Raw genomic sequence first — 18,071 nt, forward strand, 5'->3', positions numbered from 1 at the left:
GCCCGTTGAAGCGCCGCGTTCTCAGAGCGCGGCGCTTTTTTAGGATATTCATTATGTCATCTCAGCATCGACGCATCGACGTAGCGGGCTTCGTCATTGCCCTTCTTCTCCTTGCCTTGGCCGGCATGGTCTGGTGGGACATGACCAAGCTGCAGCTTTTGTCTCCTTATGACGTTGGCCCGAAGGCCATGCCCGTCATCGTCTCCATCGGCCTGGCTCTCCTGGCTATCGGCAACGGCATCGGAGCCCTCCGCGGCGACCTCCCCGCGCGTGATAGCCTCGATTGGAAGCCCATCATCCTGATCCTCGGCGGCCTCGCCTGCATGATCACCCTCATCGCCATCGGCGGCGGCTTCATGATCGGCACAGCCATTCTCTTCGCGACCACATCGGCGGCCTTCGGGCGCCGGGCCTTCCTGGTGGACCTCCTGATCGGAGCGGTCATTGCCGTCTTCATCTATCTGCTCTTCGCGAAGCTCCTGACCCTGTCCCTGCCGGCAGGGCCGCTCGAACACCTGCTCTGAGGCCCCCATGGAAGCCTTTGTCTCCCTCGCCCACGGCCTGGCTGTAGCTATCCAGCCGATGAACCTGCTGTTCGCGCTCGTCGGCGTCCTTCTCGGCACCGCCGTCGGCGTTCTGCCGGGCATCGGCCCGGCGCTCACCGTGGCACTGCTCCTGCCGATCACCTTCAAGCTCGATCCGGGGGGCTCCATCATCATGTTCGCCGGCATCTATTACGGCGGCATGTATGGTGGCTCGACCACCGCGATCCTCATCAATACCCCGGGCGAAAGCGCCTCGATGGCCACCGCCCTCGAAGGCAACCTGATGGCGAAGGCCGGACGCGGCGGGCCCGCGCTCGCCACCTCCGCCATCGGCTCCTTCGTGGCAGGCACCTTCGCGACCCTGGGACTGGCGCTGCTCGCGCCCTACCTCGTCGACATCGCCGTCAGCTTCGGCCCCGAGGACTACTTCGCCCTCATGTGCGTGGCCTTCGTCACCGTCTCGGCGACCTTCGGGGATTCCCCGGTCCGCGGCCTCACGAGCCTGTTCATCGGCCTGCTCCTCGGCCTCGTCGGCATCGACATCCTGTCCGGCCAGTCACGCCTGAGCTTCGGTGTGCCGGAACTCTACGACAACATCGAAGTGACGACCCTGGCGGTCGGCCTCTTCGCCGTGGGCGAAGCCCTCTATGTTGCCTCGCGCCGTCATGTGCATGAGGAAAAGCTCGAAGCCGTGCGCGGCTCCCTCTGGATGACCAAGGAGGATTGGAAGCGCTCCTGGAAGCCCTGGCTCCGCGGGACGCTCTATGGCTTCCCCATCGGCGCGCTCCCTGCGGGCGGCGCCGAAATCCCGACCTTCCTTTCCTATGCGACGGAGAAGAAGCTCACCAAGCATCCGGAGGATTTCGGCAAGGGCGCGATCGAGGGTGTGGCTGGTCCCGAGGCAGCCAACAACGCCTCGGCGGCGGGCACCCTGGTGCCGCTCCTGACGCTCGGCCTGCCGACCTCCGCCACGGCGGCGATGATGCTGGCAGGCTTCCAGCAATACGGCCTCAATCCGGGCCCTTTGCTCTTCGCCGAGAAGCCGGACCTCGTCTGGGGTCTGATCGCGAGCCTGTTCATCGCCAACGCCATGCTGCTGGTGCTGAACCTGCCGCTGGTCGGCGTATGGGTTCGCCTCCTGGCAATTCCGCAGCCCTGGCTCTATGCGGGCATCCTGGTCTTCGCTACCATGGGTACGATCGCCGCCAATCCGTCGCCGGTGGAACTCATCATGCTGACGGTATTCGGCGTGCTCGGCTTCCTGATGCGGCGCTTCGACTTCCCGATTGCGCCAGTGGTAGTGGGCCTCATTCTGGGTCCCGTGGCGGAGAGTCAGCTGCGGCGCGCCCTGTCGATCAGCCTCGGTGATCCCATGGTGCTTCTGCAAAGTCCGATTTCGGCGACATTGCTCGGAATCGCGCTGATCGCCCTCGTCCTCCCCTTCATGCTGAAGGGCCTGGGGCGCTTCAAGGCCGTCGAGGATTAAGAGCCCAAAGCAACCAATGAAAAAGGCCCGGGAGACCGGGCCTTTTTCATATCTGCCGCTCTTGGCCGATCTTAGTTCAGCGCATGACCGCGCTTGCCCATCTCCTCGCGGGCGCGGCTCAGGATGAATTCCGAGGTCTTCTGGGTCCAGATGGCCATGTCGCGGACGATGGCATCGAGGACACCCGGCTGGATCTGAACCCACTTCTGCCCTACCGCCGACTTGTAGAAGGTGGCGACTTCCTTCAGCTCGGCCTCGTTCATGCCCGCAGCGAGAATCTTCGCCGTGGCGTCGATCATCTCCTGCTTCTTCTGCTCGACTTCAGGGCGAATGAGAGCAACCACCTGATCCAGATCCTGGCGGATCTCGGGGCGGGTCACGTTCATCTGCTGAAGCTGCTTGAGAAGCGGATCGGTCATGGCATCGAAAGCGCCCGTCAGACCGGAGCTGACGGCAACCTCGCGGGCAGCGGCCAGATGGGTAGCGCTCGGCTGGGCCTGCTGCGCAAAGACGGGGCTTGCCAGCATGAACAGCGCAACCGAAGTCGTGGCCAGGCGTGAGGCGGAACGGATCATAGAAGGGACTCCAATCGTAAGGCTGATGGTCAGAGCTGACCGAGTTCGACGAGCCCCTCCCCGGTCGCGAGAATCGCGCCGGTAGCGAGGCCAAGAAAGAGACCGTGCTCGACGACGCCTGGGATGTTGTTGAGCGTCGAGGCGAGAACATTGGGTTTGTCGATGCGACCGAGATGGGCATCGAGGATGAAGTGACCTCCATCGGTGACGTAAGGAGCCCCATCGGCGGCGCGGCGAAGGCGCAGCTCACCGGTCATGCTGAGGCTTTCCAGCAGCTTGGCGATAGCCCGCTCCGTCGCCGTGAGGCCGAAGGGTACGACCTCGATAGGCAGTGGAAACTTGCCGAGTTTCGCGACGCGCTTGGAGCCGTCCGCGATTACGACCATGCGCCGGCTGGCGGAAGCAACGATCTTCTCGCGCAGCAGCGCGCCGCCGCCACCCTTGACGAGGCGCAGGTCGTCATCGAGCTCGTCGGCGCCGTCGACCGTCAGGTCGAGTTCCGGCATCTCGTCGAGGGTCGCGAGGGGAATGCCTTCGCGCTGCGCCTGCTCGCGGGTCGCCTCGGACGTCGGCACGCCGACGACCTTCAGGCCGCCACGCACGCGCTCGCCGATGGCCGCCACGAAATGCGCCGCCGTCGAGCCGGTGCCGAGGCCGAGCCTCATGCCGTTAGTGACGAGTTGGGCCGCTCTTTCGGCTGCTGCACGCTTGAGATTGTCGCTCACTGAGGACCTCTAACAATGTCGCCCCGCTTGAGAAGAGGGCTACGGCCCGCGTCTAGCATGCGAGGATGTTGAAAAGAAAGATGGTTTCATATCTGGCAGAGCACAAAGGCCCGGCGGGTAGGCTTAAGGACGCTGGGGAGAGGCTCCCGAACCCGAGCTGACGCTCGGTGTCGCAGCGGAAGGCGCCAGTGTGGACGCGGCCGAAGATGGCCTCGCCTGCGGCGTACATACCACCCGCTCGTCGAAAACGTAGCAGATGCTCATCTCGCCGGTTCGGTAATTGACCCGGAAGACGCCGCCTTCACGCTCGTGGCGGGACGCGACAAGCCCGTATTCACCAGGCTGCTGGGCCCCTGCCCCCTCGCCCGGGCTGAAGCAGAGGGTGACGCCGATAGTGCCCTCCTGGAGTCCATACTGGCACGAACTGACCTCGCCAGTGACCCGGTCGATCCGGTAGATCCGGTTCAGGTCTGTCTGCGGCGCGGGCACGAAATCATAAGAGGCCGCCAGGGCCGAACCCGGCAGGCTTATCATTGCCAGGGCCATCGACAGAAACGCCGTGCAACCAAAAAGCCGCATTCATCACTCCATAACGGTAAGAACGAATCAACCTTGGGCACCATATCATTCCCATCAACTGATTCCCTTGCTTTGAGCAGGTAACCGAGCTTCATGGTCATTCATACCCCGCAAATCGCCCCGCCCATCGCCGTCTTCGATCTCGACGGCACTCTGGCCGATACGGCCGGCGATCTCGTGGGCACGCTGAACGTCATTCTCGCGCAGGAAGGCCTCGCGCCGCTGCCCGTCGCAAAGGCGCGCGACATGATCGGCGCGGGTGCCCGGGCACTGATCGAGCGCGGGTTCGAGGCTGCGGGCAAGGAGCTCACGCCATCTCACCTCGATACGCTTTTCATGCAGTTCATGGTGCATTACGGCGAAAATATCCGTGTCAGGACCGAGCTTTTCCCCGGTGTCACGGCAGCTCTCGACCGGCTCGAGGCGGCAGGCTTCATCCTGGCCGTGTGTACCAACAAGGTCGAAGAGCATTCGATCAAGCTGCTCGACGAGCTTGGGATCGGCCATCGCTTCGCGGCCAATTGCGGTCGCGACACGTTCCCTTACTTCAAGCCCGATCCCCGGCACCTGACCCTGACCATCGAGCGGGCGGGCGGCGATCCATCGCGAGCGATCATGGTGGGGGATTCGCGCACCGATATCGTAACGGCCCAGAACGCAGGCATTCCGGTCGTGGCCGTACCCTTCGGCTATACGGACGTTCCGGTGCAGGACCTCAAGCCGGATATCGTGATCGATCATTTCGACGAGCTGTTTTCCGCCGTCGAGGCGCTGATGAAGCCCCTGGCAGCCTGACGCGCAGCTTCGCACGCGCTTGCCGTGGCGAGCGCGATGATCCGGATGTCAGTTATCAGGAAGAAAATGGTGGGCGCGACAGGGATTGAACCTGTGACCCTTCGCGTGTGAAGCGAATGCTCTCCCGCTGAGCTACGCGCCCTGACCAGGGCCTTCTAATGGCGACGAAGGCCCGGCGTCAAGCCACTGATTTGGGAACCTCGTGAAGATTTTTCAAATTCGGATTATGGCCGCGCGACATTAACGCCTCGGTTACAAAGTGACGAAAGAAGGCGCGGTCGGGCCAGGAATCGCTAAGCACTCCCGTAGCGGGCCTCGGAAGACCGATGCCAGCCGGCCTTTTCCATAGATGCTCAAGATGCTCAGCGCAGCCGTTCGCGCGAGAGGCCCCTGGCGGCAAGCTCGTCGAGATAGGCCTGCCACTTCTCTTCGTATTGAGCCCCGAGTTCGTAAAGATAGCCCCAGCCGTAGATGCCTGAATCGTGCAGATCGTCGAAGACGAGCTTGACCGCATAATTACCGACCGGCTCGACGCCGATGATCTCCACGTCCTTCTTTCCCGGGACCGTCTTGCGCTCGGCGGGACTGTGACCCTGGACTTCCGCCGAGGGGCTTGTCACGCGCAGGTACTCCGCAGGCAGGTCGAAAGCCGTTCCATCATCGAAAACGACACGGAGGCTGCGCCTGTCCTTGGCGAGACGAAGCTCTGTGGGCCAGCGCTCGATTGTCATGGGGTTGGACCTCTTCTCGGCTTTGTGCTTTGACGATGGCTCTCTACATATGAAGTCTAAAGCAAATCTTCGCGCGCAACCATGAGGCAGGCCCCTGATGCAGGGAGCACCGATCCAGTTTCAATCGTCCTCCTCCGGCTCCCCTCTGCTGGATCCCTTCGGGCGTGCCATTACGTACCTGCGGGTCTCGGTGACGGATCGCTGCGATTTTCGCTGCGTCTATTGCATGTCCGAGAACATGGCGTTCCTGCCTAAACGCGACCTGCTGAGTTTGGAAGAGCTCGACCGTATCTGTTCGGTCTTCGTCGCGCATGGCGTGCGCAAGCTGCGCATCACCGGCGGCGAGCCGCTGGTGCGGCGGGACATCATGACCCTGTTTCGCTCCCTGTCCCGCCATCTCGAAACCGGCGCCCTCGACGAGCTCACCGTCACCACCAACGGATCGCAGCTCGCCCGCTTCGCGCAGGAGCTTGTGTCCTACGGCGTGAAGCGCGTGAACGTGTCCATCGACACCCTCGACCCCGACAAGTTCCACCAGATCACTCGCTGGGGCGATCTGTCGAAGGTGCTGCTGGGGCTCGATGCAGCGCAGGAAGCGGGGCTGAAGATCAAGATCAACACCGTCGCGCTGAAAGGCGTGAACGAGGACGAGATCGAGAGCCTGATTCATTGGGCCCATGGGCGCGGCATGGATCTGACGCTCATCGAAGTCATGCCGCTCGGCGAAATCGACGGTCAGCGCGTGGATCAGTATCTCCCGCTCTCAACGGTGAGACAGCGGATCGAGGCACGCTACACCCTGCATGATCTGCCGGAGCGCACCGGCGGCCCGGCCCGCTACGTGAAGGTGGCGGAGACCGGCGGCAAGCTCGGTTTCATCACGCCGCTGACGCACAATTTCTGTGAGAGCTGCAATCGCGTGCGCCTCACCTGCACGGGCCAGCTCTTCATGTGCTTGGGCCAGGAAGACGCTGCCGATCTTCGCGCGCCGGTTCGCGCCTCGCAGGACGATGCTCTGCTGACGCAGGCCATCGCGGCTGCCATTGCCCGCAAGCCGAAGGGGCACGATTTCATCATCGACCGGACTCACTCCCGTCCTGCTGTCAGCCGTCACATGAGCATGACAGGAGGATAAGTCATTCTGCGAACGTTAAGTCGGAATACTGGTGCTTTCTGTCGATTGACTGTTTAGATTTTTCGAGTGATATCGGCCTTACATAAGCGGGCTGAAGAACTGTGAACGCGTTTCATTTCGGGCGGAAACTGGCAATACTTGCAGGTCTTTTTCTGGGACTTGCCGTTCCCATGGCTTCCGCTCAGGAAGCGACGTCCCCTCAGAAGCCTGTGATCCGCGTCGCGATTGAAGGCGCCTATCCCCCTTTCAACTTCATCGATCCGACCAGCAACGAATTGCAGGGTTTCGAGATCGATCTTCTGAAAAGCCTCTGCGAAGCCATGCAGACCCAGTGCGAGCTCGTTCAGCATGAATGGGATGGCATCATCAAGGGCCTGATCCGCGGCGAATACGATGCGATCATGTCGTCGCTGGAGATCACCGAGAAGCGCCAGAAGAGGATTGCCTTCTCCGACCCTTATTATCGCATTCCGGCTGTCTTCATCGGCTCCAAGGAACTCAAGCCCGGTGAAGTCACACCGCAGGCTCTTGCCGGCAAGAAGATCGGCACCATCGAGCGCAGCGATCATGAGGCTTATCTCAAGGCGTTCTACAAGGACTCCGAGATCGCCCTCTACGCGAAAGCCGAGGAAGCCAATCTCGATCTGCTCGTAGGACGGCTCGATGCTGTCTTCGGCGACGAGCTTTTGCTCTCGAAGTTCCTCGAAAGCCGCGAAGGCGAATGCTGCCATGTGCTTGGTGACGCCCCGGCCGAGCCCGCCTATCGGCGCGAAGCTTACGGGATCGGTCTTCGCAAGGAAGACGAGGATCTGCGCGCTCGCTTCAACCGCGCCATCGCGCAGGTGAAGGCGGACGGCACCTATGACCGGATCCGCGCCAAATATTTTTCCTTCGATATCAAATAGATTCGTTTGACCCCTGCCCTTTCAGTTTGACGCATCGGACGAGAAAAGTGGACACCACTCCGAGGATTCATCCGATGCCCCCTTCTTGTGAAGAGCGCATTGTTGGATGCGGAAAACCGGGTCCACTTTTCCCCACGATGCGCTAGAAATCCTGGGACGAAACGGGAGCATACGATGGCGAAGGTCGCTTTTCTGGGTCTGGGCGTGATGGGCTATCCCATGGCGCGGCATCTCAAGGCCAAGGGTCATGAGGTGACGGTCTATAACCGCACGGTGGCCAAGGCCGACAAATGGGTTTCCGAGAACGGCGGTCGCGCCGCCAAAACGCCGCGCGAGGCGGCGGAAGGTCAGGAGATCGTCTTTTCCTGCGTGGGCAATGACGACGATCTGCGCCAGGTGACCATCGGCGAGGACGGCGCTTTCCACGGCATCCCTAAGGGCGCGATCTTCGTCGACCACACCACCGCTTCCGCAGAAGTCGCCTGCGAGCTTTATGCGGCGGCACGAGACAAGGGCTTTGCCTTCATCGATGCGCCGGTCTCGGGCGGCCAGGCCGGAGCCGAGAACGGCGTGCTCACGGTGATGTGCGGCGGCGATGCGGATGTCTACGCCAAGGTCGAACCGGCGATCATGAGCTTTGCCCGTGCCTGCCGCCTCATGGGCGAGGCCGGTGCCGGCCAGCTGACCAAGATGATCAACCAGATCTGCATCGCGGGCCTCGTGCAGGGCTTGGCCGAAGGCATTCATTTCGGCAAGCGGGCCGGCCTCGACATCGAGGCGGTGCTGGACGTGATCTCCAAGGGAGCCGCCGGTTCCTGGCAGATGGAGAACCGCGGCAAGACCATGAACCAGGGCAAGTTCGATTTCGGCTTTGCAGTGGACTGGATGCGCAAGGATCTGTCGATCGTGCTGGGCGAAGCGCGCAAGAACGGCGCGAGCCTGCCGGTCACGGCGCTAGTGGATCAATTCTATGCCGACGTGCAGAAGATGGGCGGCAACCGCTGGGATACGTCGAGCCTCATCGCACGGCTGGAAAAATAAGCCGCACCGCAAGTTCGATCAAAAGCGCCGGAGCTTTAAGGGCTCCGGCGCTTTTCGCTATGTTTGACTTAATCCCGAAGCAGACAGGGCTTCCCGGGCTCGCAGCCACGCCTGCTCGGCGCGGCTCCAGGAGCCGATGGCCTCTCGGGCTGAGGCCCGGCCGACGGTGCTCGTGGGGGCGCGGGCCTGAACGCGGGCGCGGCAGGCTGAGGCCTGGCTGCAGGAGGCGCCGACCTGACCTCAGGCGCAGCAGGGCGGGGCTGCACCATCGGCCGCGGCGGCCGGATTTCCCTCTGCTCAGGCGCGGGCCTGAACTCAGGTTCAGGCCGTGCCCGGAGCACCCGCGGAGCCGCGGGCCTGAATTCCGGTTCGGGCCGCACCTGCGGCACACGCGGGCGTGCGGGCTGCACAGGACGTTCCACCTCGATCCGAGGCTCGGGCCTGGGTTGTGCTGCTGGACGAGGCGGACGCGGACGCTCCTCCTCCCTGATTGCCGGACGTGGCAGACGAGGCCCATCCGAGCGATCATCATCCACTCCCGGCCGCGGCAGACGCGGCGCAACAGGACGCTCCCGCTCGACGCTCGGACGGAGTGGGCGCGGTGCCGCAGGACGTTCCCGCTCGACATCAGGACGCGCCGGGCGGGCTGCGGCGGGACGCTCCTGTACCAGTCCGGGGCGCGGCAGGCGCGGTCCTGCGTCAGGGACATCCCGAGCCGATGGAACAGGTAGGCGACCGGGTCGCGGTGCCGCTGGCAGCGAAGGCCTCGGGGCAGCCTCCGGCCTGTCATCCACAGCAGGATTGGGTCTTCCGGAAGCCGACGGAACGGGCACCGCCGGGCGCGGCGCCGCGGGCGCGGCGGCTCCGGGAGCCGCAGGCGCAGGACGATCCACCTCCGGCCGCGCAGCGGTCGGAACCGGGATCGGGCGGCTCGGCAGGCGGGGCTGACGGACCCGAGGCGTGTCCGGTGCTCCTGACAGTTCACGAGTTGTCGGCACGCGCGGCGGAGCAGGACGTGCGGCAACCGGAATCGGCTCCGGCTGAGCGGCCAAGCCGGGCTGACGCGGCACGACCGGCTCTGGACGAAGGCCGCGGGAAGGCCTGAGCTCAGGCGCGTCCGGAGCACCCGAAAGCTCTCGAGTGGTCGGCACACGCGGAGGGATGATCCGCGGCAGCCTCACCGGAATGGCGACAGGGCCGCGTGGCGTCACAGGAGCGATAGGCTCATAGAACGAGCGCGGCGGACGAGCATAGCGCGGCACCGGAATCGGAGCCGGGATCGGCAGCACGCCGACCAGGATCGGAGGCGGAGGCGGTTCACGGATGATCGTGACGAACTCCACATCCTCCTCATAATCCGGCAGCAGATAGACCGGCGGAGGCGGCGGAGGGGGCACCTCTCGGATGATCGTCACGACGTCGACGACCTCGATGGTTTCCACCACGGGAAGTGGAGGCGGTAGATCCTCGTAAACGACCTCTTCGAACACCGGCGGCGGAGCAACCGGTGCGGAGAGACGCACGAGCCTGCGGCGGCAGTCAGCCGCGTGCGGACCGTTCGGGTAGCGGCGCAGATAGGTCCAATAGGCCTCGTTCGTGTTGCGGGTGACGGTCTGGCGCCAGACGATGGCCTCCCGTCGCGCGGCCAGCAGCGCCGAGACGCGGCGAGAGAGCGGATGATCAGGGTAGCGGCGCAGGAACGCCTGATAATCCTGGATCGTGTCGCGCTCGACGGCGATGTTGTAGGCCTCTTCGGCAGGAACCTCTTCGATGCGGCGCACTTCTCGCACCGGCGGAGGAAGGGCTGCGGATTCCTCGGGCTCGAAAAACGCGAAAGGCACGTTGCCGAGATTAGACTTGTGCCAAGGCGTCTGCAGACCCTTCGTGGTCTCGTGCGTGCGGAGCCGGACGCGGTTGAACACTTCATCGACCGGCACGCCGGGCTGACGCATCATTTCCGCCAGAGCGGTGGCATAGTGGCCATAAGGGCCGGGCGCATCGCCGGTGGTGATGTTCGGGGCGGAGGAGAAGGCGATCAGGTAACCGGCGGGCGGCTCCATCAGCGCGAGGCCGCGAGCAATCGGATCGCTGCCGGCGGGGAGCGGATAATCGCGCGCCATATCGGCCACGATGATGCGGGCCTGAGCCGGGGTGCCCTCCAGAGAGCGGACGAGGTCCGACAGGCGGAAACCCTCGATCGGCACATCCACATCGCGTCGGATGCGGGCATCGACCGGCAGGAGATAGTTCTCGCCCTCGAGCTGAATGCCATAGCCCGAGAGATAGACCATGATGGCGGCATCGCCCTCGAGGGCCTGGGCCTTGTCGAGGAAGTCGCGCACCACACTGCGCAAGTCGTTGGCGTTCAGGTCGCGACCCTGGACGACTTCGAACCCGGCGCTGGTGAGCGTCTGGGCGATGAGGCCCGCGTCATTGGCGGCAGTGGCAAGCTGGCGGCCGTCATAGGCGCTCTGGCCGATTACCAGCGCGAGGCGCTGCTGTTGCTGTTGAGCCGAGGCGTAGGGCATCGAACCAGCCAGAGAGGCTAGAACGAAGATAGCGAAAACGATAGCACGCTTCATTTGGTACACGATGCGCAAACCTTGTTCACCCGGGGAACGGGCATTTCGGATCAAGGATAAAATGTTACACTTGAATGCCCCGTGAACAAACGAGAACGCATTGAGGCGTCTCAGCGTCGGGTTACGGTGAGATAGACGATGAAGGCGCCGATACCGAGAGCGAGCAGCAGGATGACCATCTCGCGCGTCTCGCCGGTGAACGCCACGCTCCAGTACATTTCCGACAGGCGCTCGGCGCGCTCAGGATCGCGCGAGACAATGATTGTCAAAACGATGCTTAGCGTGGCGAGGATCAGGATCCACGGGAGACGACGCATGATCGATCCCCTCACCGCCCCTCGAACCGGGGGCTGCGCTTCTCGCGGAATGCGGTGACGCCCTCCAGGAAGTCACGGCTGAAACCCGCCTCCCGCTGCAGCCGCGCCTCGAGTTCGAGCTGCGTCTGCAGATCGTTGGAGAGGCTCTGCGCCACGGCCTGCTTTGTGAGGCGTTGGGCAAGTCCCGGACCGGCGGCGACAGATGCCGCAAAGGCGGCTACATCCACCGCGAAGGAGGCATCGTCGAAGACCTTGAAGATCAGACCCATGCGCTGCGCCTCCTCGGCGGGAATGGGCTCGGCGGTGAGCATGAGGGCGAGCGCCTGCTTGGGTCCGACAAGGCGGGGCAGAATCCAGGTACCGCCGGCATCCGGCACGAGTGCGATCTTGGCAAAAGCCTCCTGCAGATAGGCCGAACGCGCGGCCACGACGATGTCGCAGGCGAGCGCGATATTCATGGAGGCACCGACCGCCGGACCATTGAGGGCAGCGATGGTGACCTTCGGATAGTTGGCGAGCTTGAGAACGAGAGGATTGTAGTCACGGGCGAGCGGCGGTCCGAGGTCGATGCGGCCCTTCTCGTCCCTGGGGAGGTTCTCGGTGAGGTCCTGGCCCGAGGAGAAGGCCCTGCCCTCCCCGGTCAGCACCACGACACGCACGGCGTCATCCTGCTCGCACCGTTCGAGCGTCTCCCGCAATTCGGCATGCATGGTGCCGTTCAAGGCATTCAGCTTATCGGGCCGCGCCAGTGCGATAGTGGCGACAGGTCCCTCGATGGTGCAGCGCAGGGTCGTCAGACTCACGGATCAAAGCTCCTCAGCGGTCGAGCTTGAACATAGTGCGGATCTCAGAGCGAAGAACAGGTAAAAGCTCCTCTTCGAACCAGGAATTGGTCTTGAGCCACCCGTTGTTACGCCACGATGGGTGCGGAAGCGGCAGGATGCGCGGCTTCTGCGGGCTGGAGAGGATTTCCCGCCAGCGCTTCACGGTATTCGTCAGCCCCTCCCGACACTCGTCTCCGAGATGCCAGGCCTGCGCGTACTGGCCGATGAGCAGGACGAGTTCGAGATGGGGGAGCGCCTGAAACAGCGGCTGCCTCCAAGTCTCCGCGCATTCGCGGCGCGGGCCCAGATCGCCGCCCTTGGCGTCCTGCCCCGGAAAGCAGGAGCCCATCGGTACAATGGCGACCTTGGAGGCGTCGTAGAACGCTCCCCTATCGAGCCCCAGCCATTCGCGCAGCCGGGTGCCGGAGCGGTCATCGAACGGAATGCCGCTGGCGTGAGCCCGCGTGCCGGGCGCCTGGCTGGCGATGCAAAGCCGCGCCGAAGCACTGCCCTGGATGATCGGGCGCGGCTCATGGGGCAGCGCAGAGCCATAGCGCGGCGCATCGCGGCAGATGCGGCAGGCGCGCAGATCGCGCGCGAGCTCTTCGAAATCAGCAGGATTCATCCGTCTCAGATGGGGATTCCGGCAGTCTTCAGCGAGCGGCGGACAAAGGCCAAAGGGTCGCGCCCGAACTCATTTGCCCGCACGGGAGCGTCGCCAGTCCTGCGGGCGCTCGAACTCGCCGGCCCAGAGACCTTCTCCCCGGCTTTGCGCACGCATTTCCTGAATGTCGTAGTCGCGCCCGTAAGAAACCGCCCAACCGCCCTCCACCATCCGGGCGCCGATATCGCTCCCCTTCACAGTGCAGCGAGCCAGGATCCGCTGGTAGCGGTCACGGCCTGCAGCCCTGCACTGAACATTCTCGCCGGAGACGATGTCGATCAGCGCCCGACGGGCCGTGTCGCCACAGCGATAGGAGCGGCCCGCGCGCAAGCAGGTCTGGTCCATCTCCGGCGCGTCGATTCCCTTCAGGCGGATTTTGGCATCGCCGATATTGATGGTGTCGCCATCGGTAACGTGGGCGCTCCCCTCCAGGGCACGGCCATTCGGCTTGAAGGCGATCACCGATCCGCCGGCGAGCGCCAGCGCGATAATGAGGGATTGAATGCCGCCCGCACCGAAGCGGCGTCGGCGCATTCTCACGACAGGCGCTCGGAAACCCCGGCCTGGCCGAAGGTGGCCATATCGCGATGCACGGCAGCGGCGGCCTTCACGATGCCCATCGCCAGAGCAGCGCCCGAGCCTTCGCCGAGGCGCATGCCGAGAGCCAGAAGCGGGATCTTGCCGAGGCGGGCCAGCACATCCTGATGCGCACCCTCGGCGCTGAGATGGCCTGCAATGCAGTGGTCGATGGTCGAGGGGTGAATGGCGTGGAGAACGGCTGCGGCCGCGGTCGTCGCATAACCGTCGAGCACCACGGGGATGCGCTGGAGACGAGCCGCCAGGATCGCGCCCGCCATCGCCGCGATCTCGCGGCCGCCGAGACGGCGCAGGATCTCGAGCGGATCCTTGAGGTGATCGCGATGATAGGCAACAGCCGCCTCAACGGCAGCGACCTTGCGCTTCAGGCCCTCGTCGTCCACGCCCGTGCCGCGGCCCACCCAATGCTCGGCAGGACCGCCGAAGAGCGCGGTGTAGATCGCCGCAGCAACGGTGGTGTTGCCGATGCCCATTTCACCGACCGCGAGGAGATCCGTGCCGCCGGCGATCGCCTCCATGCCGAAGGCCATGGTGGCAACGCAGGCCTTCTCGTCCATGGCTTCCGCTTCGGTGATGTCGCCTGTCGGCATGTCGAGGGCAAGGTCGAAGACCTTGAAGCCGAGGCCATAGGCCGCGCAGATCTGGTTGATGGCCGCTCCGCCTGCCGCGAAGTTCTCGAGCATCTGGCGGTTCACCTCGGAGGGGAATGCCGATACGCCCTTCGCCGTCACGCCATGACTTCCGGCGAAGACGCAGACCAGCGGACGGTCCGCGGTGGGACTGGGCTTGCCCTGCCAGGCGGCGAGCCATTCGGCGATCCACTCCAGGCGTCCCAGGCTGCCTGTAGGCTTCGTCAGTTGCCGGTCCCGCATCCGCACGGCTTCGATGGCCGCTTCGTCTGGACCAGGCATGGTCGTGATCAGCCGGCGGATATCATCGAATGGCGAGGATGCGGGATTGGTCATGAGGAGCTCCGGCCCAACGGGCATTGCGGAATCTGATTTGGCGTGACCTATAAGCATTTTCCGGCGAAGTCGACACCGGTTTGCCGCAAGAAAATGCGGTCAAAGAAGACAGGGGCCAACCACGCGGGGTGAAGCATGTCCGAGCAAATGGAAACGACCCAGAGTGTCCCGACCGGCTTCTGGCAGGCCGTCATGATCGATCTGGCCCGTTGCCTGCGCTTCTATTCGCGCCTTCCGGTCCCTGCCCTTCCTTATGAGCAGACCCCTCATGCCTTGCCGGACTTCCCCCGCCTTGCCCGCGTCCTGCCGCTGGCGGGCCTTATCCTCGGTATCCTACCTGCGCTTGCGATGGCCAGCGCGCTCTGGCTCGATCTCGGCCCCTGGCTCGCCGCGATTCTGGCTGTGAGCGTCATGACCCTGACCACGGGTGCCTTCCACGAGGACGGCCTTGCCGATACCGCCGACAGCTTCGGCGGAGCCACCCGTGAGCGGCGCCTCGACATCATGCGCGACAGCCGGATCGGCACATTCGGGGCGGCGGCCCTCTTCCTTGCGCTGGCCTTTCGGATCGGAGCCCTGGCGACGCTGATCACCCGCACCGATGGTGTCGCGGCCGCGGCCGCGATCCTCGGCATTGCTGCCTTGTGCCGGACGGCTGGCCTCATGCCGCTCGTCTTTCTCCCTCCGGCCCGGCTCGAGGGAGCCTCCCATGCCGTGGGCCAGCCCCCACGTGACGTCTTCTGGTTCGCCGCGGGCCTTGCCGGTGCCGCAGCGATCATCCTGGGAGTGCTCGGGGGCCTCCCGTTCGAAGGCATCATCCTGATGATGGCTCTCTCCGTCCTGTCCGGCTACGGCATGATCCGCTTTGCCGATCATCACATCCAGGGACAGACCGGCGACATCGCGGGTGCGACCCAGCAGATCGCCGAGATTGCTGCGCTGTTCGGCCTCTTGATCATGATCCATCCGTAACAACATGAAGGTAGCATGACCCGCGCCTCCAGCCCCTGCATCCGAGTCTGTATCCTTGACCCCGAAACGGGGCTCTGCGAGGGCTGCGGCCGCACGCGGGAGGAAATCGGGCGCTGGTATCGCCTGACGGAGCAAGAGCGCCTGCGGATCATGGCCGAGCTGCCGGAGCGCATGCGGCAGGCTTTCGCCATCCAACAGGACAAGGCCGAATGATGTCGGGCATTCGTGGCGCAGGCGGGTTGCTTCTGATGGCAGCGCTGCTGATTGCGATGTTCGCCGAGCAGGATATCGGCGCCTTCACTCCTCTCGAAGCCGCAGGTCTTTTGGGCTTTGGCGGAGTCGGCCTTCTTCTCGCCGGCGGCATCATTGAAGGTTTCGCCCGTCACTGGACCTATGGCATCCAGGCCCTTGCCGTGAGTGGCGGCGTGCTGATCGCGCTCATGGTCATGTATGCCTCACGCGGTGAATTTCAGACCGTGATCGACCGCGCCATCGGCGACATTTCGGTCGGCCGCACGGTCGTTACATCGGATGGCGAAGTGGTCGCCGCGCGCAGAATGGACGGCAGCTTCCTGCTCCAGGGCAAGGTGAACGGGCGCGACACGCGCTTCGTGTTCGACACGGGTGCGAGTACGGTGGTGCTGCGCGCGGAGAATGCGATCGCTCTCGGTTTCAAGCCGGAAACGCTGGACTATTCCGTTCCCGTCGCGACCGCGAATGGCGGTGCGCTCGCCGCTCCCGTCATCATCGACAATCTGTCGGTCGGGCCGATCACGGAGCGCAATATCCGCGCGCTCGTCGCAAGAGAAGGCGTGCTGCACGCCAATCTTCTCGGAATGACATTCCTGGAACGTCTTGGCTCTTACGAGGTCCGCGGCAACCGGCTGATCTTAAGGGCGAGGACAGCTCCTCGATGACGCAACAGGGCAGCTGAAGCCCCGGCCTTTCGCCAGCAGATCATCAAGACTCAGGGAAAGGAATGATTGAAGAGGAGCGCGCGCGGCTCCGCCTGCATCATTTCGAGGCTGCAGTTCTTCGGCCCTAGTCTGCCTGCCAAACGAGGATACCGCTCGGTGAGCTGCTCAAACGTTACATTCTGCGCAATGCGCGGATGAGCGACGCATACCGCACCATCAGGTCCCCAAGCCGCCTCGAACTGCATTCCGTCTGCTTTCTCTGATTTCTGAATGCCGAAACGATCGAAAACATCGACGGATGTGCCATCGCGCGTTGTCGGCTGATCATCTCCGCCGTAATCGGCTCTCAGCATATGCACGCAGGCGCGATGGAGGTCGCGCATCGGGACTCCATCCCTGGCCTCCCAGGGGCGGTAGCCCATGAGAACGCACTTGCCCTCGGCGCCGCTCGTACAGGTAAAATTGAAGCCGCCGGCGCCATCCGGCAGGGGGAATCCTGCATGGCGCCCACGAGAATCGGGCCGACAAAAATTGTCGGACAGGCCGTCAGGCGTGCTGACGGAGAGGCTGTAGAGTGGGATCGATCCGCCGGTTGTTGCCGTATCCTCGGCGAAGCCGACAATCTGAACCTGTGTTTTTCCGTGAGGGCCGGCAAGAACGAAACGCACCCCGATCAGGTCGTCGCCGCGCAGAATCCGGCCATCGTTCAAGCTCAGCACAAGCTCCGGCCCATCGGCCTGAAGCCTGCCGTCCGCGCCGATGGCAGTGTGGGGGAAGGCGAGACTATACAGGGTGATCAGCAGAAAGGATGCGAGGGCCTGGATGCGCATGAACGGATCCTGATCAGGAAGCAGCCTCTCGAACGAGAGGCTGCAAGTTATCAAGTAATTTCTCTTATTGGCCGAGCGAGATCAGCGTACCATCCTGCAGGATTGCCGCTTGAAGCTTCATGCCCACCGGAAATGCGCCGGTGGCATCTCGGCCGTTCACGCTGAGGCCGTTCACGCTGAGACCATTCACGCTCAGACCATTTACGCTCAGACCATTAACACTGAGGCCGTTCACGCTCAGACCGTTGACGCTCAGACCGTTGACGCTCAGACCGTTTGAGATCTCAAGCGCACTTGCACCACAAGTTGCCGAAAGCGCAAACGTGATAGCAAGAACCGAAATGTAAAACCGGTTGATCATATTAATCCCCTTAGTTGCTGTTTTGCGAATGACGTAAAGTTTCTTTTTCATTCGCGAAGAGGAAAATACACTTAATTGCATTACAGTATAGCTTCAAATGTAACGTTATAAATGCAATTTTGCAAGACTAACTTTGCGTAATATTTCTAGTTATCAAGCATACTATTTCATTCAATTACTAATTGAGAATTGCTTACTTAACGTTGCGCAACCTGCAATCTATAACTTAAAGTAAAGATGGTTCCTGACTTACCGGGAACATCTTCAAGAATGGCCAGCGAACACACGACGGACGCGTTCGGAACAGACTTGGTGGCCATCCGCAGGATGAGGCGCGGTGCTACAAGCGCCCTTCACCTACAAAGGCACAAGAACCGGAGCCACGCTCCTGTTGAGGAGGCTGCCGAGCCAACAAAAAGGCCCCCACCGAAGTGGGGGCTGACGACAGGATGAGATCGATAATTCTGTTACTTCAGAAAGATAACAGAACCATCCTGCAGAATTACGGCTTCAAGATCAGTTGAA

21 protein-coding genes and 1 tRNA gene are annotated in these 18,071 nt (G+C 63.1%); 9 read left to right on the forward strand and 13 right to left on the reverse strand.

Translation table 11 applies throughout. The features are described from left to right. The first annotated feature begins 53 nt into the window (after positions 1 to 53). Positions 54 to 524: a tripartite tricarboxylate transporter TctB family protein gene (locus tag ACUXUR_RS07790; RefSeq protein ID WP_445501779.1), complete on the forward strand. Its 471-nt coding sequence runs from the start codon at positions 54 to 56 to the stop codon at positions 522 to 524. A gap of 7 nt (positions 525 to 531) precedes the next feature. Beyond that, complete coding sequence (locus tag ACUXUR_RS07795) at positions 532 to 2,031, forward strand: tripartite tricarboxylate transporter permease (protein ID WP_445501780.1); 1,500 nt, start codon at positions 532 to 534, stop codon at positions 2,029 to 2,031. A 71-nt stretch (positions 2,032 to 2,102) separates the two neighbouring features. Here ACUXUR_RS07795 and ACUXUR_RS07800 read toward each other — a convergent pair whose 3' ends face one another. From ACUXUR_RS07800 to ACUXUR_RS07810, 3 genes are all read right to left on the reverse strand, one after another. Then, on the reverse strand, positions 2,103 to 2,606 hold the full coding sequence (locus ACUXUR_RS07800) for a DUF2059 domain-containing protein (RefSeq protein ID WP_445501781.1): 504 nt from the start codon (positions 2,604 to 2,606) through the stop codon (positions 2,103 to 2,105). Between the two features lie 29 nt (positions 2,607 to 2,635). Further along, positions 2,636 to 3,331, reverse strand: coding sequence for a ribose-5-phosphate isomerase RpiA (gene rpiA, locus ACUXUR_RS07805; RefSeq protein ID WP_445501782.1), 696 nt, complete (start codon positions 3,329 to 3,331; stop codon positions 2,636 to 2,638). A gap of 123 nt (positions 3,332 to 3,454) precedes the next feature. After that, positions 3,455 to 3,877 (reverse strand): hypothetical protein, encoded by a 423-nt coding sequence (locus ACUXUR_RS07810; RefSeq protein ID WP_445501926.1) that lies wholly within the window; start codon positions 3,875 to 3,877, stop codon positions 3,455 to 3,457. A gap of 126 nt (positions 3,878 to 4,003) precedes the next feature. Between ACUXUR_RS07810 and ACUXUR_RS07815 the strand changes: the two genes are divergently transcribed. Further along, on the forward strand, positions 4,004 to 4,705 hold the full coding sequence (locus tag ACUXUR_RS07815) for an HAD family hydrolase (protein WP_445501783.1): 702 nt from the start codon (positions 4,004 to 4,006) through the stop codon (positions 4,703 to 4,705). 67 nt (positions 4,706 to 4,772) lie between these two features. On the opposite strand, the gene ACUXUR_RS07820 is transcribed toward ACUXUR_RS07815, so the two are convergent. Both ACUXUR_RS07820 and ACUXUR_RS07825 read right to left on the reverse strand, forming a co-directional pair. Then, a tRNA-Val gene (locus ACUXUR_RS07820) sits at positions 4,773 to 4,847 on the reverse strand. A 220-nt stretch (positions 4,848 to 5,067) separates the two neighbouring features. Further along, complete coding sequence (locus ACUXUR_RS07825) at positions 5,068 to 5,436, reverse strand: gamma-butyrobetaine hydroxylase family protein (protein WP_445501784.1); 369 nt, start codon at positions 5,434 to 5,436, stop codon at positions 5,068 to 5,070. A gap of 97 nt (positions 5,437 to 5,533) precedes the next feature. On the opposite strand from ACUXUR_RS07825, the gene moaA reads away from it, so the two are divergent. From moaA to ACUXUR_RS07840, 3 genes are all read left to right on the forward strand, one after another. Further along, positions 5,534 to 6,571 carry a GTP 3',8-cyclase MoaA gene (gene moaA / locus ACUXUR_RS07830; RefSeq protein ID WP_445501785.1) on the forward strand — a complete coding sequence of 346 codons (1,038 nt, stop codon included), beginning with the start codon at positions 5,534 to 5,536 and terminating at the stop codon, positions 6,569 to 6,571. A 170-nt stretch (positions 6,572 to 6,741) separates the two neighbouring features. Beyond that, complete coding sequence (locus ACUXUR_RS07835; protein ID WP_445501786.1) at positions 6,742 to 7,476, forward strand: transporter substrate-binding domain-containing protein; 735 nt, start codon at positions 6,742 to 6,744, stop codon at positions 7,474 to 7,476. 174 nt (positions 7,477 to 7,650) lie between these two features. Continuing rightward, positions 7,651 to 8,517 (forward strand): NAD(P)-dependent oxidoreductase, encoded by an 867-nt coding sequence (locus ACUXUR_RS07840; RefSeq protein WP_445501787.1) that lies wholly within the window; start codon positions 7,651 to 7,653, stop codon positions 8,515 to 8,517. 68 nt (positions 8,518 to 8,585) lie between these two features. Here ACUXUR_RS07840 and ACUXUR_RS07845 read toward each other — a convergent pair whose 3' ends face one another. The 6 genes from ACUXUR_RS07845 to cobT form a co-directional block, all read right to left on the reverse strand. Further along, positions 8,586 to 11,099: a caspase family protein gene (locus tag ACUXUR_RS07845; RefSeq protein WP_445501788.1), complete on the reverse strand. Its 2,514-nt coding sequence runs from the start codon at positions 11,097 to 11,099 to the stop codon at positions 8,586 to 8,588. A gap of 110 nt (positions 11,100 to 11,209) precedes the next feature. Further along, the gene (locus ACUXUR_RS07850; protein WP_445501789.1) at positions 11,210 to 11,416 is read right to left on the reverse strand and encodes a hypothetical protein; all 207 of its coding nucleotides are present in this window, start codon (positions 11,414 to 11,416) and stop codon (positions 11,210 to 11,212) included. An 11-nt stretch (positions 11,417 to 11,427) separates the two neighbouring features. Next, positions 11,428 to 12,219, reverse strand: coding sequence for an enoyl-CoA hydratase-related protein (locus ACUXUR_RS07855; RefSeq protein WP_445501790.1), 792 nt, complete (start codon positions 12,217 to 12,219; stop codon positions 11,428 to 11,430). Positions 12,220 to 12,232: 13 nt separating this feature from the next. Then, positions 12,233 to 12,865, reverse strand: a complete 633-nt coding sequence (locus tag ACUXUR_RS07860) for a uracil-DNA glycosylase family protein (protein WP_445501791.1) — start codon at positions 12,863 to 12,865, stop codon at positions 12,233 to 12,235. A gap of 69 nt (positions 12,866 to 12,934) precedes the next feature. Then, entirely contained in the window at positions 12,935 to 13,438 is a 504-nt protein-coding gene (locus ACUXUR_RS07865; protein WP_445501927.1) for a thermonuclease family protein, read from the reverse strand. A gap of 2 nt (positions 13,439 to 13,440) precedes the next feature. Further along, positions 13,441 to 14,466, reverse strand: a complete 1,026-nt coding sequence (gene cobT / locus ACUXUR_RS07870; RefSeq protein WP_445501792.1) for a nicotinate-nucleotide--dimethylbenzimidazole phosphoribosyltransferase — start codon at positions 14,464 to 14,466, stop codon at positions 13,441 to 13,443. A gap of 135 nt (positions 14,467 to 14,601) precedes the next feature. Here cobT and ACUXUR_RS07875 point away from each other — a divergent pair, with 135 nt between their 5' ends. The 3 genes from ACUXUR_RS07875 to ACUXUR_RS07885 are packed head-to-tail and all read left to right on the forward strand — an operon-like array spanning position 14,602 to position 16,355. Beyond that, positions 14,602 to 15,438 carry an adenosylcobinamide-GDP ribazoletransferase gene (locus tag ACUXUR_RS07875; RefSeq protein ID WP_445501793.1) on the forward strand — a complete coding sequence of 279 codons (837 nt, stop codon included), beginning with the start codon at positions 14,602 to 14,604 and terminating at the stop codon, positions 15,436 to 15,438. A 15-nt stretch (positions 15,439 to 15,453) separates the two neighbouring features. Continuing rightward, on the forward strand, positions 15,454 to 15,651 hold the full coding sequence (locus tag ACUXUR_RS07880; RefSeq protein ID WP_445501794.1) for a DUF1289 domain-containing protein: 198 nt from the start codon (positions 15,454 to 15,456) through the stop codon (positions 15,649 to 15,651). Beyond that, positions 15,648 to 16,355: a retropepsin-like aspartic protease family protein gene (locus ACUXUR_RS07885; protein ID WP_445501795.1), complete on the forward strand. Its 708-nt coding sequence runs from the start codon at positions 15,648 to 15,650 to the stop codon at positions 16,353 to 16,355. The genes ACUXUR_RS07880 and ACUXUR_RS07885 overlap by 4 nt, the downstream gene beginning before the upstream one ends. A gap of 50 nt (positions 16,356 to 16,405) precedes the next feature. On the opposite strand, the gene ACUXUR_RS07890 is transcribed toward ACUXUR_RS07885, so the two are convergent. Further along, positions 16,406 to 17,185, reverse strand: coding sequence for an ADYC domain-containing protein (locus tag ACUXUR_RS07890; RefSeq protein ID WP_445501796.1), 780 nt, complete (start codon positions 17,183 to 17,185; stop codon positions 16,406 to 16,408). A gap of 64 nt (positions 17,186 to 17,249) precedes the next feature. Next, complete coding sequence (locus ACUXUR_RS07895; protein ID WP_445501797.1) at positions 17,250 to 17,627, reverse strand: hypothetical protein; 378 nt, start codon at positions 17,625 to 17,627, stop codon at positions 17,250 to 17,252. Positions 17,628 to 18,071: the final 444 nt, after the last annotated feature.

Source organism: Microvirga medicaginis, from assembly GCF_052658925.1.

Excerpts from the sequence above, each read along its gene's own strand:
- ACUXUR_RS07885 (WP_445501795.1), top strand. The coding sequence starts at position 15,648 with ATGATGTCGGGCATTCGTGGCGCAGGCGGGTTGCTTCTGATGGCAGCG.
- ACUXUR_RS07880 (WP_445501794.1), top strand. The coding sequence starts at position 15,454 with ATGACCCGCGCCTCCAGCCCCTGCATCCGAGTCTGTATCCTTGACCCC.
- ACUXUR_RS07875 (WP_445501793.1), top strand. The coding sequence starts at position 14,602 with ATGTCCGAGCAAATGGAAACGACCCAGAGTGTCCCGACCGGCTTCTGG.
- ACUXUR_RS07890 (WP_445501796.1), bottom strand. The coding sequence starts at position 17,185 with ATGCGCATCCAGGCCCTCGCATCCTTTCTGCTGATCACCCTGTATAGT.
- ACUXUR_RS07865 (WP_445501927.1), bottom strand. The coding sequence starts at position 13,438 with ATGCGCCGACGCCGCTTCGGTGCGGGCGGCATTCAATCCCTCATTATC.
- ACUXUR_RS07835 (WP_445501786.1), top strand. The coding sequence starts at position 6,742 with ATGGCTTCCGCTCAGGAAGCGACGTCCCCTCAGAAGCCTGTGATCCGC.
- ACUXUR_RS07815 (WP_445501783.1), top strand. The coding sequence starts at position 4,004 with ATGGTCATTCATACCCCGCAAATCGCCCCGCCCATCGCCGTCTTCGAT.
- ACUXUR_RS07795 (WP_445501780.1), top strand. The coding sequence starts at position 532 with ATGGAAGCCTTTGTCTCCCTCGCCCACGGCCTGGCTGTAGCTATCCAG.
- ACUXUR_RS07840 (WP_445501787.1), top strand. The coding sequence starts at position 7,651 with ATGGCGAAGGTCGCTTTTCTGGGTCTGGGCGTGATGGGCTATCCCATG.
- ACUXUR_RS07790 (WP_445501779.1), top strand. The coding sequence starts at position 54 with ATGTCATCTCAGCATCGACGCATCGACGTAGCGGGCTTCGTCATTGCC.
- cobT (WP_445501792.1), bottom strand. The coding sequence starts at position 14,466 with ATGACCAATCCCGCATCCTCGCCATTCGATGATATCCGCCGGCTGATC.
- ACUXUR_RS07850 (WP_445501789.1), bottom strand. The coding sequence starts at position 11,416 with ATGCGTCGTCTCCCGTGGATCCTGATCCTCGCCACGCTAAGCATCGTT.
- ACUXUR_RS07845 (WP_445501788.1), bottom strand. The coding sequence starts at position 11,099 with ATGAAGCGTGCTATCGTTTTCGCTATCTTCGTTCTAGCCTCTCTGGCT.
- ACUXUR_RS07800 (WP_445501781.1), bottom strand. The coding sequence starts at position 2,606 with ATGATCCGTTCCGCCTCACGCCTGGCCACGACTTCGGTTGCGCTGTTC.
- ACUXUR_RS07825 (WP_445501784.1), bottom strand. The coding sequence starts at position 5,436 with ATGACAATCGAGCGCTGGCCCACAGAGCTTCGTCTCGCCAAGGACAGG.
- ACUXUR_RS07860 (WP_445501791.1), bottom strand. The coding sequence starts at position 12,865 with ATGAATCCTGCTGATTTCGAAGAGCTCGCGCGCGATCTGCGCGCCTGC.
- moaA (WP_445501785.1), top strand. The coding sequence starts at position 5,534 with ATGCAGGGAGCACCGATCCAGTTTCAATCGTCCTCCTCCGGCTCCCCT.
- ACUXUR_RS07895 (WP_445501797.1), bottom strand. The coding sequence starts at position 17,627 with ATGCAATTAAGTGTATTTTCCTCTTCGCGAATGAAAAAGAAACTTTAC.
- ACUXUR_RS07810 (WP_445501926.1), bottom strand. The coding sequence starts at position 3,877 with ATGGCCCTGGCAATGATAAGCCTGCCGGGTTCGGCCCTGGCGGCCTCT.